We start from the raw sequence: 17,503 nt of genomic DNA, 5'->3' as shown, positions 1-17,503 counted from the left end.
TTGATGACAACCCTTTTTTGTAGCGAATTTATCGTCGAATGACGGTAGCCGCTTTTACTATTGCGACGTTTCGAAAGATGCGAAATGACCGAAGAGCGTTGAATTTTACGGACTATTCTTTCTTTTGTAATCTGGCGAGAAGATCCTCGACGTGGACGGGGGCGCCGGGAGAGGACGCGGTGCGTTTGGTCTCGGCCTGATAGTCCGCCCAAAGGGGATCCGAGAGAAGAAAGAGATTTTGGGATAGGTTTTCTTTGAGTCGGTGCGCGTAGTCGTAGGAGTAGGCGTCCAATTTGTCCGCAAAGTCGGGCAGGGTGCGGTGGAGATACTCGGTGGCGTAATCCACCCATTTTTCTTTGAATTGTGAAAGGCGTTCGGCTTCGAGCCGCGCGTATTCGTCCGCCGTGTGCTCGGCACGTTCGGCAATCGTTTGCACATCGATGAGCAGGCGCGTAACCTTGGCTTCGTTGCGGCGTAAACCCTCTACCTCGCGGCGAAGGGCGTCGTTTTCTTCGACGAGAAGGGCGGCGCGTTGCTTGGCCGTGTCGAGTTGGTCGCGGTGCTCCTCGCTTTTGACGGAAATATATTGATCGACTGCTTTGGGATCGTAGCCTTTTTTGACGGTCTGGAATTTCATATAGGTATTGTAGCACGGCGCGAAATGGGGAAAAATGGGAAAGATGGAGAGAAAAAGGGGAAATGGGGCGAGCGGCACGTCAAAGCGTGCTTGAAGTTTCGCCTGCGGCGAAGTGAAGTTTGCTATGCAAGCGAAGTTCAAGACAAAACCTTGCGTGAAGTTTGCGCTTTGGCGCAAGGTGCGGAAAGATTGAGAATCGCAGGGGAACGTGATATTGGGCCGTGCCCACGCGAGATTATTCCACGGGGATTTGCGTGGTATCGCTATGCGGTGCGAGGCGGTTGTGCGTAGGCGGAGTAAGGCAACATGATGTACGGATAATGGGACGAAAGCGGCGAAAATAATTGAATTTTTTAATAAAAAAATCGCTAAAAAGGCTTGACAAATTTTTGAAAATGGTGTACAATAAAAAGGACAACTAAATATGGACGAATAGCGGTATTCGGGCTATAATGATCTCATCAAACGAGCCGAGAGCGCGGAGAAAAACAAATCCGCCGAAGGCGAAGGAGAAGGATATGTTTGGTCTGAATATTGCTTGTATCATAGTGGGCGTCGCAGGCGTGTTGTCTATCGTCGCAAGTGCGGCGAGGGAGCTCGTAAGGGCATCTCGTGCGAAACGGGAAGCGAGAAGGCGGTACATTAAGGACTGATGAAAAACAAAAATCAAAAAATCAAATTGCTGCGCACTTGGGAAATTCTGCGGCAGGAGACGGACGAAGAGAACACGATGAGCACCGTGGAGTTGATGGAACGACTGGCGGACGAGGATATCGTGTGCGAAAGAAAGTCGGTATACGACGATATCCGCATCCTGCAAGAACTCGATTATCCCGTGAAGGTGAAGAGAACCAAAGTCAACGAATACTACGTGGACGACAATAGTTTTTCTATGGCCGAGTTGCGGTTGTTGATGGATACGGTGCAGGCCGCTAAGTTTTTGAGCACGGCGAAGAGCAAGGAGTTGACGATGAAAATCGCCGCGCTGGGCGGAAACGCCAAGGGCGAAAGACTCCGCGGCAGTACGCAATTTGTGCAAGGAAAACGAAAGGACGACTTTGTGACGGACAATATCGAAGCCTTGCAAAAGTGCTTGGAGAGAAGGCGCAAAGTGCGCTTCCGCTACTTTGACCTCGACGTAAACAAAGAACGCGCGTATCGCAAGCGTTCGGACGGCTCGGAGTGGTACGTCGTGACGCCCAAGGCATTGGTGTGCCAAGACGATAATTACTATATGCTGGCCGTGATGGCGGACCGCGATCATTACGTGACCTACCGCGTGGACAGAATGTGCGATATCGCGCTCGAAAAAGAAAAGGCGGACATCCCGCTGTGGGCGAAAGAATTGCCCGTGGCGAAGTACCTTAAAAGTACTTTCGGTATGTACGCGGGCGAGACCAAGCGCGTGACTTTTTTGTGCAAGAACGAGCCCAAGGTCATCAATATGGTGCTGGATAAGTTCGGGTACGATCTGCGCCTGGTGGATAGGCGGGACGGCACGTTCTATTTTGCGTGCGACGTGCAAGTGTCGCCCGTGTTTTTCTCGTGGCTACTGACGACGGGGGATAATGTGCGCCTGTACGCGCCGCAAAGCGTATGCGACGAATATATAGCCGTCCTCGAAAAGGAATTGACCGCGCAAAAGGCCACGGAGGATAAACGATAGAGAAAAGGAAGGAAGGTGTACTATGGCTCAAGAATATAATCAGAACTCAATCGAATTGCTAAAAGGTTTGGACGCCGTACGTAAACGCCCCGGTATGTATATCGGCGGCACGGGCGAGCCCGGTTTGCACCAGGTGTTGTGGGAGATATTCGACAACTCGGTGGACGAAATTACCAACGGCTACGGCGACCAAGTGACGATGATACTGTACGCCGACGGCTCGGTGTCCGTGGAGGACAACGGCAGAGGTATCCCCGTGGGTATGCACCCCGAATTGGGCGTGTCCACCGTGGAAGTGGTCTTCTGCGAATTGCACGCGGGCGGCAAGTTCAACAACAAGAACTACAAGTTCTCGGGCGGCTTGCACGGCGTGGGTGCTTCGGCGGTCAACGCGCTGTCAAGATGGCTGGAAGTGCAGGTCTACCGCGACGGCTACGTCTACGAGCAGCGCTTCCACTCAGTGGAGGACGAGCACGGCGAAATACAGTCGGGCGTGCCCGTTGGCCCTCTCAAAAAAGGGGAGAAGACCAAGAAACAAGGTACCTTCGTGCGGTTTATGCCCGACGACAGGGTCTTCGAGACCATCAAGTTCAATACCGATATCATCGTGAAACACTTGCAGGACACCGCCTTTATGAACAGGGGGGCGCGGTTCACCTTGATCGACAAGCGCAAGTTGGACGACAATATGCAGCCCTACACCGTGTCGCTGTGCTACGAGGGCGGTATTATCGACCTCGTGAAATATATCAACAACAGCAAGAGCAAGATATTCGACGACGTGATTTATCTGTCGGACGACAGCCTGGACGACCGCAAGCTCGAAGTGGCCATCCAATATACGGACAGCTATAACGAGACCATCGCGTCGTACGTCAACAATATTCCCACCACGGACGGCGGTACGCACGAGACCGGTCTCAAGTCGGCCTTGACGCGCGTCCTGAACGACTACGCGAGAAGCCGCAACTTTCTGAAAGACAAGGACGCCAACTTCTTGGGCGAGGATTTCCGCGAAGGCTTGACCTGCGTGCTCTTGCTCAAAATGGCCAACGTGCAATTCGAGAGTCAGACCAAGAGCAAGTTGGGTAGTACGGACGCCAAGTTGTACGTGGAAAGCGTGGTGGTGGAAAAATTGAGCGCCTACTTGGCGGATAAGAAAAATTGGTCGGTGGGCGACGCCATCATCGACAAGGCTATGTCGGCGCAACGGGCGCGTGTGGCCAGCAAAAAAGCCAAGGATATAGCGCGGCAGAAAAGCAACGCGTCGGCCAGCAACCTCATCGGTAAATTGGCGCCCTGCACGGGACGGAAACCCGAATTGAACGAAGTGTTCATAGTAGAAGGCGACTCGGCAGGCGGCACGGCGAAACAATGCCGCAACCGTCAGACACAAGCCATACTGCCCCTGCGCGGCAAGATCATCAACGCGGAAAAACAGCGCATAGAGAAACTCTTGGAAAACGAGGAGATCTGCACGATGATCTCGGCGTTCGGCGCGGGCTTCGGCGACGAATTCAACGTGGAAAATTTGAAATACCATAAGGTCATCATCCTGGCGGACGCCGACCAAGACGGCGGGCATATCCGCTGCCTGTTGATTACCTTCTTCTACCGCTATATGCGGGAATTGATCACGCAAGGGCACGTCTACTGCGGTATGCCGCCCCTCTATCGTTTGAGCAAGAAAGGCGTGGTGAAATACGTGTACAGCGACCGCGAATTGGACGCCGCCGTGAAGGAAATGGGCGGTAAACCCGAAATGCAACGCTACAAAGGCTTGGGCGAAATGAGCAAGGAGCAACTGTGGGAGACCACAATGGACCCCGACAGGCGCAGTTTGATGCGCGTGACTTTGGAGGACGGCGCGGAGGCGGAACGCATGGTGTCTACCTTGATGGGGGATAATATCGACGCGCGTAAAGCGTATATCAGCGAACACGCCGACTTCAACAAAGTGGACGACTTCATCAGAAAGGACTAAGGAGGGACGGTTATGAATGAAGAACAAATGGAAATGAGCGAAGTGACTAAAATATTCGATAAACCCCTCGAAGAAGTCATGCACGAGAGCATGATGCCCTTTGCCGAATACGTCATATTGGATAGGGCCTTGCCGCGCGTAGAGGACGGCTTGAAACCCGTGCAACGGCGTATCTTGTACAGCATGAACGAATTGGGCCTGACGCCCGATAAACCCTATAAGAAATGCGCGCGTATCGTCGGTGAATGCTTGGGTAAGTATCACCCCCACGGCGATACGTCCGTGTACGACGCCTTGGTGCGTTTGGCGCAGGACTTCAATATGAGCGGTATCCTGGTAGAAGGACAGGGCAACTTCGGCTCGGTGGACGGGGACGGCGCGGCCGCCATGCGTTATACCGAAGCGAGATTGTCGCCACTGTCTCTCGAACTTCTGCGCGACCTCGACAAGATGCCTGCGGAAATGTTCTCGCCCAACTTCGACGACACTTTGAAGGAGCCGCAGATGCTGCCCGGCCGCTTCCCCAACCTCCTTGTGAACGGCGCGAACGGCATCGCCGTGGGCTTGGCGACGAATATTCCCACGCATAACCTCGGGGAAGTCATCGACGGCACGGTGTATTATATCGGCTGTCTGACCGCAAGGAAGAAGCCCGACCTCGCGGAAATGCTGAAGTATATCAAAGCGCCCGATTTTCCCACCGGCGGCGAACTCATCGCGGAAAATTTGGAGGAGATCTACAAGACGGGCAGAGGTAAACTGTTGATCCGCGCGGTGTTCCACGTGGAGAAAGAGGGCGATAAGAAAAATATCGTCTTCACCGAATTCCCGTACCAAGTCAACAAACAGAGTTTGTTGCGCAAGATTTCGGAGAACCGCGACGCCAAGAAACCCGGCTATGAATGGATAGCCGATATATTGGACGAGAGCGACCGCGAAGGTACGAGAGCCGTGATAAAGTTGAAACGCGACGCGGACGTGAAGCAGATGGTGGCGATGCTCTTCAAGCAGACCGACCTGTGCAAGTCCTTCGGCGTGAATATGGTGGCCATCGCGGGCGGTAAACCCAAGCAGTTGGGATTGATGGAGATCATATCCTATTACGTGGACTATCAAAAGACCGTGATCAAACGCCGTACCGCCTACGATTTGGCGGCGGCCAAGGAGCGCGAGGAGATCGTGCGCGGCCTATTGGTGGCCATCAATAATATCGACGAAGTGGTGCGTATCATCAAGAAAGCCGCGTCGTCGACCGAAGCCAAGAAGACCTTACAGGTGCGGTTTAGTTTGACCGAAAAACAGGCGACCGCCATTCTCGATATGAAATTGCGCAGATTGTGCGCCCTCGAAGTGAAGGACTTGCAGGACGAATTGGCCGAATTGGTGAAGCAGATCGCGTATCTCAGCGAAATACTGAAATCGGACAAGCGGCAACTCGAAGTGGTGGCCGACGAATTGACCGCCATCAAGCGCAAGTACAAGACGCCCAGAAGAACGCGTATCGTCAACTCGGCGGATATCGTCATCCAAGAGAACGTCGACCCCGAGAAAATCGTGTTGAACGGCCAAGTGATATTGCACGAGAACGGCACGATGAAATTCGTGACCGCGCGGAGTTTCTCTACGTGCAGCAAGGAGTTGACGGCGGTGGACGGCGTGGTGCGGCAGTTGGTGCCCTGTACCAACGATATGACGCTGTTTGCCTTTACGGATAAGGGCAACTTCGCAAGACTTACAGTGCGCGACCTCAAAGAACGCAAACTCAAAGAAAAGGGATTCGCCTTGCAAAAACTGTTCGCAAAAGCGCAGGCGGACGAGACCGTGGTGAGCGTGGTGGTGGTCAAAGAAGAGGACGTGGAGAATACCAATATCATCGCGTATACCTCGGACGGTATGGTGCGCGTGACCGCCCTCGGCGAGTATATGACGAGGGACGACTACGGCGCGGCCATCAAGTTGAAGGACGACACCGTGAAAGTGCTGGCGACCGAGATCTACGACGAGGGTAAAGACGTGGTGTTGGCCACCGAAAAAGGCTTCGTCATACGCACGGCGGCGACGGGCTTTATGGTGAAGGGCAGATTGACCTTGGGCGCGGGCGCCATTCGGTTGGACGATAGCGACAAGGTGATCGCGGCCGGCTTGATGAGCGACGGCGATACCGTGCTGTGCGTGTCCAAGAACGGCAAGGCGAAGGTCGTCTTCCTGTCCGAAGTGCCCAAGACGGACAAGATGCGCAAGGGTACCTCGGTCATGTGCGATCTGCTGACCTTCGGGCGCATAGAAAAGAGCGACAGCGTGTGCGCCTTCTTCGGCGAGGACGACTTCGATTCGGTGCGTATGACCGACATTATGATGGCGGATATCTACGATAGAGGTTGCAATTTGATAAGCCGCTTGGGCGTGAAGATAACGGGCGCAGCCGTGCACCATATCGCCGTAGAATAGACGGCAATCCATTAGAAATATAATTCCCATATTATATGTACCTTCCTTAAAATCCCCGCGCTTCGGCGTGGGGGTTTTGGGTATTCGCGGGTATTGATAAGGCAAAATAGTTTGCGGAGAAGGTGCGCAACGCGGGCGACGAGCGGACAGGGCGCGCTATATCGGCAGAGCCGACGCGGTATAAAGCACAAAGAAAATCGTGAGATATTGCTATGCAACGCGGTTTGCACGCCGATAGCGTGCGTTACTTAGTAGGGTAAGAATATTATTATTTTCCTTTTTATATATAAATATGCCAATACGCCGAATGGTTGTATTAAGATTTTTTATTAAGCCGAAAAGTTGTAAATGCGTGAAAACGTATTGACAAAATACAACTTGCGGTTGTATAATGCAACTATGGGGGAGAGATAGTGCGTAAATGCGCTACGAGCATTCGGGAAACGCGTAGCGGAGAAACGAGTGCCCGCCGAAGAAAGGGTATGCCTATTCGATATGGCACGGCGAAACGCCGCGTCGGTCGGGAAACGAGCGGAACCGAGGCGGCGAAGGCGAAGACGAAACGGCGCGGAAAACGCGTCGGGAATATCCGAAAAAAACGAAATAGGGGAAATCAATATTAAGGGCGGCGGGGCCTATGGTCTTTGGCCGTAAATCGGAGGTATATATGGATTATTTGACGATGGACGAAAACGTATGTCCCGTGTGCGGAAAGGTGTTTTTGACCGTGATCGGCCGCGATTGGGGGTGGACGTATAAGGGTAGTAAATACTGCACCTACCATTGTATGCGCCACGTGGAAGTGCGCTACCGCGTGCGGAAGGGGTGGGAAGATACCCCTTACGGACGGCGCACGGAAGAATTGGGGAAGCAAGCCAAAAGGGCGTATAAGTCGCTGATGCGTATGCGCGCTTTGCGCAAAGCCTATCTCGAAATGGGTCAGACGACGGACGGCGAGGACAAGGCGTTGAAAACCTTGGTGAAGCGAATAGGCGAATTGGGCGACGCGGCCCTAAGCGAGTGGGCCCCGCGTATGGACAAACTCGACGAGGGCAAGCGAAAATTGGCCGTGGCCTTGTTCGTAGACGGCAAGAGCGTGGAGGAAGTCGCGCGTGACCTCGATATAGACACCGATTTGATGTGGGTCAAAATCAACCTCGTGTGCGAGGCGTTGGCGGGGGAGAAAGATGTCGAGTAGTGAGTTGTTGGAAGAAGTGCTGACCGCAAAACTGAAACATCTGCTGGTGATGGAAAACAATATGCTGTCCCTTTTGCCCAAAATCAAAAAGGGCGATACCGCCGCAAAAGCGCAGTACGAGTGGTATTTGGCCGCCGCCAAGCAGACGGGGATCAAAGAATTGGCCGCCTTGGGCAAGACATTGATGGCGCAAGAGGAGGTGAGCGAGAGTTTTGACGGATTCGACGACGGTTGAGGAATTGATCGCCCTGAGGAAAAGCCGATGGCGCGGGGATATACGCGAGGACAACAGGCTGGTGGCCTACGTGGCGAAACGCATTACCGATAGTAAGGAAATGCGGGCGCGTGTACGCGATAAGCCTTATTTGCTGATAGAAGCCGTGATGCAAGTGGTGGACAAGAAGCAAAAGGTGGTGCCCTTCTTTCTGAACGCCGTGCAAAAGGATTTTGTCGCCGCGTTCGAGCGGTACGGCACCGAAAAGCCCTACTTCGTGCTGAAAGGGCGGCAGCAGGGCTTCACGACCTTGATAACCGCGATGCAGTTGACGTATTGTCTGGCGAGAAAACATTTCGCGGGGTTTACCTTGGCGGATACGTTGGACAATATGAACGCCATTTTCGCGGACAAAGCGAAGGCTATGTACGATAGATTGCCAAAGCTTATCAAGCCCAAAACCAAGTATAACAGCAGGCGGGAATTGGTGTTCGAACGGCTGGGTTCGTCGTGGCGCGTTGGCGCGGCGGGGGATAACCTCGGTAGATCCAGAACCCTCAACTTTGTGCATTACAGCGAGGCGGCCTTTTATCGGTGCCGCTTAGACAGTTTGCAGAGAAGTATCGGCGAGGCGTTGACGGCGGACAGCGTGCAGATATACGAGACCACCGCCAACGGGTGGAACGCCGCCAAGGAATTGTGGGACAAAGGGGCGTGCGTCAATCTGTTCTATCCTTGGTGGGAGACGCCCGAATACACCCTCGACCGCGTAGGGGCAAGTCCGACGGACGGGTGGCTCGAAAAGCGGTTGCAATGGCTCGAAGAGAAGGGCGTGACGGAAAAGGCGCGGAATTGGTACCGTGAAAAGTACCGCGCGTATCTCGACAAAAGCGGCATAATGCAGGAGTATCCCTGTACCCCCGAGGAGGCCTTTATCTCCTCGGCCGAATGCTATTTCGACCGCGAATCCGTGCTGGCGGCGTTGAACGCCCACGCAGAAAAGGAGGTGAGGCGCGGCTACTTCGATTGTCGCCTATTCCATAACGACGTGGGGGAGGAATTCGTGACCAACGTCAAATGGATAGACGACGAAAACGGGTGCGTAAGATTGCACGAAACGCCCCAAACGCGCGAGGTGAACGGCGTGCGGGAACGTGCGCCCTACGCCTTGGGCGGCGACACGGCGGGCGAAGGCTCGGACTACTACGCCGCCAAGGTGGTGAACGCCTTGACTGGCGAAACGGCGGCAACTTTGCACGTGCAGCATACGGACGACGACCTCTACGCAAGGCAGGTGTACTGCCTCGGGTCGTACTATCATACGGCGATGATCGGCATAGAGGTCAACTTCAGCCTGGCTCCCACGCGGCTACTGCAAAAATGGGGGTATCCCAACCTGTACCTGCGGGAGAGACCGGACGCGTTGACGGGCGCTCGTACCTTGCGGGCGGGGTGGGTGACCAACGCGCAAACGCGCCCCGTGATGCTGTCCGCCCTCAAAGCGTTGTGGCGGGATAACCCGACCATAGAAAAGGATAGGGAAACGCTATTGGAAATGCTGTTCTTCGTGCGGAACGCCCAAGGCCGCCCCGAGGCGTCGCCCTCTAAGCACGACGACCTCGTGATAAGCCTGGCCATCGCCCATCAAGTGGCCGAAAGAACGGGGCGCGAGTGGACGGAAGACGCAGGCGAGGGAGAGGATTGGATAAGTCTGCATTTTCATTGCGACTGATTCTTGCAAACGCACGCGATACGTGGTATAATGACGTCGTGGGAAATCCGTGACGATGCGTAGGCAAACGCGGCGCCATAGCGGAATCCGCAAGAGGTGTGTTATGCTGCAAATCGAAAAGGGAATCAAGCTGTTGGCGCAACAAAAATTCGCCGAAGCGTATCAATGTTTTCACGAAGGTGCGCCGGAAGACGCGGACTGTCAATGCCAAGAGGCGTTGCTGGTGCTGAACGGGCGCGGCGTGATGCGGAACGTGGCGGAAGGCGTGCGCTTGTTGCGGGAAAGCGCCGAACGAGGCGCGGTGGACGCGTATTTCCACCTGTCCAACCTGCACTATTTGGGCGTGGGCGTGGCGAAAGACGAGCAAGAAGGTATGCGCCTTTTGCGCCTGGCGGTAGATAGGGGCAGCGTGCCCGCGATGATGCGCCTCGGCAATATGATGATGGAGGGAAAAGTGGACGGCGCGACGCCGATGGAAGGCCTTTCTGTCATCGAGCAAGCCGCGGCAACGGGCTTCCCGGACGCATTGAATCAGTTGGGCGTGATGTACGTGACGGGCCGATTGGTCGAACGAAACGGATCGAAAGCGCGGCAACTCTTCGAAGAGGCCGCGGAGAAGGGATTGCCCGAGGCGTATTTTAACCTCAGTATGACCTATATGGACGGTTCGGCGGGCGAGAAAAATCCCGCCAAGAGTACGGAGTATCTGCAAAAATCCGCCGAAAAAGGTTACGTCAAAGCCTTCCAACCCTTGGGCGTGCGATACCTAAAAGGTATCGGCGTGCGCCCCGACACCAAGGCGGCGAGGGAATGGATATATAAGAGCGCGGCTTCGGGCGACAGCGAAGGCGAGAATACCTACGGCAATCTGCTGTTGCAGGGCGTGGGCGGACAGCCCGACCCCGCTTCGGCAAGGCTGTGGTTTGAGCGTGCGGCAAAAAGCGGACACGTCGGCGCAATGAATAATCTGGGCGTGTGTATGCTGGACGGTCGTGGCGGCCCGAAAAACGTCGCGCGTTCGGTCGAATTGTTCCAAGCGGCGAGAGATAAAGGCAACCCGGACGGAAGCTTTAATCTGGGGCTTTGCAAGGCAACGGGCAACGGCACCGAAAAGGACGAGGCGGAAGCGTTCAAATTGTTTGAAGAGGCTATGCAACGCGGGCACTTTTCGGCACCTGCGTACGTCGGCTTTGCGTTGGTGCGCGGCGCAGGCGTGGTGCAAAATCCGCAAGAGGGATTGCGTATCCTGCGCGAAGCGGCCGCAAAAGGCGAGCGCACCGCCGTGTATCACTTGGCGGTGTGTTTGTTGAACGGCTGGGGTACCGTGCAAAACGAAAAAGAAGGCACGGTGCTATTGGCGCGCGCCGCAGCGTTGGGGTACGAACCCGCCAAGGCGGAGTTGAACAAGCGCAACGCGGGAGGCACTATCCCCAACGCGAATACCGCCGAGGGGGAGAGTTTGCAGGCCGAGGGCGACGACGCGGGCGCGGTGAACGCCTACAAAAAAGCGGCGGCCGAAGGGGATTCGCAAGCGATGGTCAATCTGGGGCTGTGCTACCTCGAAGGAAAAGGTACGGCGAAAGACGTGAAAATGGCGGCGTTGTGGTTCGAGCGAGCGCAATCGAAAGGAAATTTGGTCGCGGACTACAACCTCGCTTGCCTTTTGTGGAGAGGCGAAGGCACCGAGAAAAATCAAAAACGCGCGTTGAGCCTGTGGCAACAATGCGCTCTTTTGGGGCACGCCCCGTCGCAATATCGGTTGGCATTGGCCATGAAAGAGGGCGGCGACGAAGAAAAGGAAGACCCCAAAGCGTGTATTCAATGGGCGACCAAGGCCGCCCAAACGGGGTATAAAGAGGCCTGTCTTTTCTTGGCGCAATGTTACCGTGAGGGGTACGGCGTGGACGCAAACGAGGTCAAAGCCTCGTATTGGGAAAACTTCGCGGACGAAGAGTAGGCGCACGGCAGAGCCGTGGGTGAAACAAGGCGTTGCTCGGGTAAAATACGACGTCCGTCGGGTTGCGGAGAATAGAACGAACGAATGGCTCTTTCGGGAAGGAAGAGCCATTTCTGTTTGGGTAGAACGAATCGCGGTGAAAGCGAGGATCGTAAGAGGGTGCCGAGGCGCCCTTTTTTGAATAGGAGGAACAGGTATGGAAGAGAGTGAAAAGAGCGCCGTTTGCGCGGAAAACGGGGGTACGGGTGCGGATAATTGCAGCCAAGAGCGGCAGCAAGGCGCACCCGAATGCGGAGAGGAAATCAATGGTAAAGAGGACGAGAGGGCGAGCGTCGAATGCGCGAAAGAGGAAGACGCGAAAGGCTCGGTAGCCGAAGAGGAAGAAGCCGCCCCGACGGGCGACGCCGACGCTTCGCAGGGAAAAATGCCCGAAGCGGGTACGGACGAATGGTACCGCGCCGACGGCGAGGCCTTCGATAAGGCCTATCCCGACCTCGACAAAGAGGCGTTGTTTGCGGACGAAGACTTCCTGTCCTACGCCGAGGGGAAAGTGGGGAAGACGCCTTTGGCGGATATCTATCGCGGATATATGCGCCTCAATAAAAGTCTTATCGGCAAGGAGCGCCGCGACGCGGCGAGGGCCAACGCGACGGGTAGCCTGAAAGGCGCATCCGCCGTAGGAGAGGGCGAATACTATTCGCTCGCGGAAATGCAGTCGATGAGCGCAAAATTCATCGAAGAACATTGGGACAAAGTGCAAAAGTCCCTGAAAAGATTGAAATAGAAGGAGGAAATAAATGAGTTATTCCAATTTTATACCGGCAGTATGGGAAGCGGGTATCAACCGCGACCTCGAACGTAAGTGCGTGTTTGCGGAGGATTGCTACCGTAAGTACGAGGGCGACGTGAAACGCATGGGCGAGTCCGTGACCATTACGGGTATCGCCAAACCCACCATACGCAGTCTGTCCCGCGACCAGGCGAGCGGTGAGATCGCTTCGCCCGAGACCGTGGCGAGCACGTCTATCGTGATGCCCATCAATCATATTGCCTACTATAACTACGAAATCGGCGATATCGACAAGGCGCAGGCTTTGGACGGCGTGGTGGAAGCGTTGCAGGAAGAGACCACCGAAGGGTTGGCCAACGAAGTGGACCGCTACATCGCCTCGATGGCTTTGTCCGCCGAGGCCAACGTCCTCGGTAGCACCACCTGCGTGACGGGTGCGGCAAGCACGGGCGAAAAGAACGTGCTCGATATTCTGGACGAGATGCAGTTGACCTTGCTACAGAACGACGTGTCCGACCAGACGGAAATCGTGGTAACCGTCGGTCCTAAATTCTTCACGAAGTTCCGCAAGGAGTACCGTACCGCCGACACCGACAACAGTCAGATACTGAAGTCGGGTAGGGTGTACTACTACAACGGTATGAAGATCAAGGTATCGAATAACGTGGCCAAGCACGACTTGACCGTGAACGGTACGACCGCCGAATACGAGACCGTGATGGCGCGTACCAAGAGAGCCATCGCGTTCGTCAAGCCTTTGACGCATACCGAGGCTTATAGACCCGAAAAGAAATTCGTGGACGCCGTGAAGGGATTTATCCTCTTCGACGCGCGTATCGTGCGCCCCAAGGAGTTGGTGGTGTACAACGTCAAATATTAAGGAGGTGTAGGATATGTTTGCAGTAGTAAAGAACGTCGAACTCAAAAAGGTCAATTCGTGGAAAACCGTCCTGGGCGACGAGGACATCACCGTGGGCGTGTCGGCGGCGGGCAGCAGTAAAGGGTACGGCGCGATCGTGGATATGCCGGATAAGGACAGCCGCTATCTCTTGATGGTGATCAATTCTTCCGACGTGCATCCTTCGGAGGTGCGCGTGAAGGCGGGCAACGGCTTGAATGCGAGTTCGTTCGAGCCGAAGTTTACGCTGGGGCCTGCGTCTAGCGCCGTTATCCAGATCGAAAGCGGCTGTTGCAAGTACGTGAAGGACGAAGGCGAGATGAAGAGCGAGTCTCCCTCGACCTCTATCGTGAACAAAGTGTTCGTGACGAGTAGCACCGCGAACGTGAAAGTGCGCGTGTTCCATCTGGTGATGTAGTATGAACGTCGGTACGGTACGCCGTGAGACCCTCAGAATGATGGGGGTGACGAATGGGGAAATATTGGAAAACCTCGATCTCGTCGAATTGTACCAAAATCCGCAATACGCCTGCTATTTGACGGGGCTGGAAGCAAGCGTCAACCGAGCTTTGGCGCGGATGCGGGCGTTGGGGGCGCTGAGGCCGTCAAGTACGACCTTGGCGGCGCCCGTGGTGACGGGTACGGTGGCAACCTACGATTTGACTGCCGTTGAGCGCTTGGACGAAGTTTTGGAATTGTGGGAGAAGACGGAGGACGGTTATGCGGCGCATCCATACCGTAGGGAAGGGAACGACTTAGTCGTTCCCTTTTATTCGTCCGAAGCCGAGTATGTGCTGACGTACAGAGAAACCCTCGAGTTGCTCGAACCCATGTGCGCGGACGAGACCGAATTGGGCGTTCCGTCGGATCTGGCCGTATTGATACCGTACTTCGTGAAGAGCGAATTGACGGAGGAAGAGGACGCCGTCTTGGCCAAACGGGCGCGTGATTACTTCGAACAAGGCGTAAAAGCGTCCGTAACGAGCGAAGAAAACGATATGCCGCGATTGCGGTGTACCTATAGGTGGGAGGAACTATGACGGATAGGTGCGTGAGATGGATAAATATGCGCGGGCAAGCCGACGTGGCGGACGGACGCCACGCGGAAAAAGCCGAAAACGTCTACCTCGACCGCGGCGTGGTGCGGAAGCGCAACGGCTACCGCCAGACGGTGAAGTTCGACGGGGCGATTAACGGCGTGTTCGACGTGCGGATAGGAGGGCAGGCCTACGTTTTGGTGTATGCCGGCACGCGTTTTTTTCTGCGAGAGAAAGACAGGGAAGACTGCCGCGAGAACTACCGCGATATCACTTTGTCGGGTGCGGCCGACTATCGCGTGCGCCTCGCCGATTTGGAGGACAGACCGATAGCCGTGTACGAACACGAGGACAGAGCCTACGTGGTGGGGTGCGGGGATTATCTCGTGCTGAAACGCGTGGGCGACTCGGTGGAACTGCGGAGAGTGGAAGACGAAGAAGATACCTATGTGCCGACGACGGCGGTGGGGATACGAAGCGAAACGCGGTACGAATATCGCGAGGCGACGGTGGACGAGGATTCGGTAGGCGTGTTTTACGTGCGCGTCGGCGAGAATTACGAAGAAGTCGATCTGGACGGGGAGACCGTGACGCCCCAGACGGGCGTGACCTATTATCGCCGAATCGAATTGGCGCAAGAGGGGCGCAAGGCCGAACAGCCCAATATGCTGACGGGGTGGCGCAAGAATACCTTGTACGGAACGCCCGCGGGAACGGCTACCTATCGGTTGGACGCGCAGCACGCCGACCCCGACGGGCAGGTGGAAATAGAAGTGGACCGAGAGGAGAACGGGGCTGTGCGCCATTACAGTATCTTGAGTAGGCGCACGGGAACGATGGCGCGGGAGCCGGTGACGGGCGACGACTTGTCGGGCGTGCAACTGTCGCTGGTGCATACGAGTATATCGGGCGTGGAGTCGCTGCACTTTTTGCCGAGCAAGATCGGGTTTTATGAAATCAACGCGAGCGGCGGGTATCTGCGGTGGCAGAGTTCGTCGATCACGTCGAGCGGCTGGAATACGGCGGTGCTGGTGCTGAAAACGGCAAGTGCCTTTCAAGTGGTCGGCGTGGCCTCGCGCGAGAGTATTTTTGCCGATTATACGGTGACCTTCTACGAAAACAGTATCACGTTTCCGTCCGATTTCGGCGTGGTGAGCAGCATAGGCGATGTCTTTGCCCAAACCGAAGCGTTCGGCACGCTACCCGTGCTGACGTCCGAATTGCTGTGCGGGGCCGAAGTTTGGGGCGAAGTGGACTACCGAAACGCGACGATCACCTTTACCGAGGCAACGACGGCACCCACCGACCAAGACAATATCGTCGTGCGGTACAAGTATCGCGACGAACGCTATAACGCCGAAAAAATAGGCAAGGGAAGGGTGAGCGTCGTGTACGGCGTGGGCGGTAACCGCGACCGCTTGTTCGTGAGCGGAGAAGAGAAAAACGCCGCCGTGGATTACCACAGCGAAAGCGGCGAATGGACGTATTTTGCCCCCGACGGGTACTGCAAATTGAGTACGAGCGGCACCGTGGCAACCTACCTCGCGACGCACGACGGCTTGTTGACCGTGGTGAAAAACGGGAGCGGACCCAACGCGTTTTGGCGCGTGGGCGAGTGGGTGACCGAGCAGACGGAAATAGACGGGGACGTCTATCGGACGAAACGCGCCGTGTTTGCGTTGACGCGAACGGCGACTTTGCCCAAGCCGTCCGCAGACGGTACGGCGGGCTATCTCGACTCGGACGTGCTGTATCTCGCCGAGAACGGACTGTATCGCGTGATGACCAACGCGTTGACGGACGACAAGAAGGCGATGCGCTTGTCCGCGCCCATCGAGGGCGTCCTGTTCGGCGAGGAAAGCCGCGCGACGGTACACGACCTGCGCTATTACGCGAGTAACGGGCGCGAGGTGTTCGTGGGCGACAGCCGCTACCGATTGGCTATGGACAGCGACAGCAATTACGAGTGGACCAAGTACGCCATCGAAGGCGTGCGCGTATGGTACACATCGGGCGACGCCCTATCCTTCGGCACGGTGGACGGCCGATTGTGCACGTTCGGCGAGGACTACGAGGACGTGACTTTCGAGGACACCGAGGAGGGACAGTTGACCGTGGACGCGTCGGACGGAAGCGTGACCTTTGACGAGGCGCTCGCGGTGGAGGAAGGCGACGAGTTTTACCTGAATCAATCGGTGTATGCGGTGCTGGCGACGCCTCTCGACGTGGGCGACGGGTGCGTCTATGTGGATAGCGAAGCCATTTTGCACGTGTACGAGGACGAAGAAGTGCGTTTGGCGATAGGCGGCACGTTGGGCGACAGCGTGTACGTGAAGGACGTTGATTGGGGAAAGTGCCGCTTTGCCTTGGCGGACGAAAACGGGCAAGCGGTGGCGATAGCGCAAGGCGTGACGCACGTGGTATGCGATTTGAAGGGGCGCAAGGTGACCGCGACCGCCCCCGAGGATTGCGCGTGCGGGCTGAAAATGGCGGACGGAAGCGCGGTGACGGTGTACGGGGGCGCGTTGCCCTCGGTGCTGACGGCGAGGATCGTAAAGCGTAAACCCGTGTGTGCGGTCTACGCGTCTTGCGCGAACGCTTTGGATACGCCCGATATTACCAAAGTGTTGAAGTCGGTTACGGTGGAAGTGGAGAGCCGAAAAGACGGAAAAGCCACTTTGGCCGTGCGAACGTCGCTGACACAGAACGAACGCGAGATTTTCGGCATCAACGAGTTGCGATACGACTGGTTGGACTTCGCCGGATTTACGTTCGACGGCGATTTTCCGCGAGCGTATACCGTGCGCTGTAAGGCACGCTTTCGCAACCTGACGTGGAAAATCGAATCTAATAAAGCGGGGGATATGGCCATACGCGGCGTGTGCTTGCGGTACGGCTATCTGCAACCCGCAAAGGGGGTATCGGATTGATAGAAAAAACTT

General features: G+C 55.8%; 13 protein-coding genes. 12 read left to right on the top strand and 1 reads right to left on the bottom strand.

All coding sequences use genetic code 11. From position 1 onward, the window contains the following. Positions 1-112: 112 nt before the first annotated feature. Entirely contained in the window at positions 113-637 is a 525-nt protein-coding gene (locus II896_04260) for a hypothetical protein (GenBank protein ID MBQ4443858.1), read from the bottom strand. 652 nt (positions 638-1,289) lie between these two features. Between II896_04260 and II896_04255 the strand changes: the two genes are divergently transcribed. The 12 genes from II896_04255 (at position 1,290) to II896_04200 (ending at position 17,491) form a co-directional block, all read left to right on the top strand. Then, positions 1,290-2,303: a WYL domain-containing protein gene (locus II896_04255; GenBank protein ID MBQ4443857.1), complete on the top strand. Its 1,014-nt coding sequence runs from the start codon at positions 1,290-1,292 to the stop codon at positions 2,301-2,303. A gap of 22 nt (positions 2,304-2,325) precedes the next feature. Continuing rightward, positions 2,326-4,287, top strand: a complete 1,962-nt coding sequence (locus II896_04250) for a DNA gyrase subunit B (protein ID MBQ4443856.1) — start codon at positions 2,326-2,328, stop codon at positions 4,285-4,287. Positions 4,288-4,299: 12 nt separating this feature from the next. Then, positions 4,300-6,735 (top strand): DNA topoisomerase 4 subunit A, encoded by a 2,436-nt coding sequence (locus II896_04245; GenBank protein ID MBQ4443855.1) that lies wholly within the window; start codon positions 4,300-4,302, stop codon positions 6,733-6,735. A 667-nt stretch (positions 6,736-7,402) separates the two neighbouring features. Further along, entirely contained in the window at positions 7,403-7,933 is a 531-nt protein-coding gene (locus tag II896_04240; GenBank protein ID MBQ4443854.1) for a hypothetical protein, read from the top strand. Next, entirely contained in the window at positions 7,923-8,168 is a 246-nt protein-coding gene (locus II896_04235; GenBank protein MBQ4443853.1) for a hypothetical protein, read from the top strand. The genes II896_04240 and II896_04235 overlap by 11 nt, the downstream gene beginning before the upstream one ends. After that, positions 8,146-9,879 (top strand): hypothetical protein, encoded by a 1,734-nt coding sequence (locus II896_04230; GenBank protein MBQ4443852.1) that lies wholly within the window; start codon positions 8,146-8,148, stop codon positions 9,877-9,879. The genes II896_04235 and II896_04230 overlap by 23 nt, the downstream gene beginning before the upstream one ends. Positions 9,880-9,982: 103 nt before the next feature. Further along, positions 9,983-11,836, top strand: coding sequence for a sel1 repeat family protein (locus II896_04225; protein MBQ4443851.1), 1,854 nt, complete (start codon positions 9,983-9,985; stop codon positions 11,834-11,836). 196 nt (positions 11,837-12,032) lie between these two features. Continuing rightward, a complete protein-coding gene (locus tag II896_04220) occupies positions 12,033-12,620 on the top strand; it encodes a hypothetical protein (protein ID MBQ4443850.1) in 588 nt (195 codons plus the stop codon). 13 nt (positions 12,621-12,633) lie between these two features. Continuing rightward, positions 12,634-13,506, top strand: a complete 873-nt coding sequence (locus tag II896_04215) for a hypothetical protein (GenBank protein ID MBQ4443849.1) — start codon at positions 12,634-12,636, stop codon at positions 13,504-13,506. A 13-nt stretch (positions 13,507-13,519) separates the two neighbouring features. Next, positions 13,520-13,942 (top strand): hypothetical protein, encoded by a 423-nt coding sequence (locus II896_04210; protein ID MBQ4443848.1) that lies wholly within the window; start codon positions 13,520-13,522, stop codon positions 13,940-13,942. A 1-nt stretch (position 13,943) separates the two neighbouring features. Next, positions 13,944-14,564, top strand: a complete 621-nt coding sequence (locus tag II896_04205; protein MBQ4443847.1) for a hypothetical protein — start codon at positions 13,944-13,946, stop codon at positions 14,562-14,564. Further along, complete coding sequence (locus II896_04200) at positions 14,561-17,491, top strand: hypothetical protein (protein MBQ4443846.1); 2,931 nt, start codon at positions 14,561-14,563, stop codon at positions 17,489-17,491. The genes II896_04205 and II896_04200 overlap by 4 nt, the downstream gene beginning before the upstream one ends. Positions 17,492-17,503: the final 12 nt, after the last annotated feature.

The organism is Clostridia bacterium, assembly GCA_017394805.1.
GTDB lineage: Bacteria > Bacillota > Clostridia > Christensenellales > CAG-1252 > RUG14300.
This window is presented reverse-complemented; position numbering and strand designations above follow the sequence as displayed.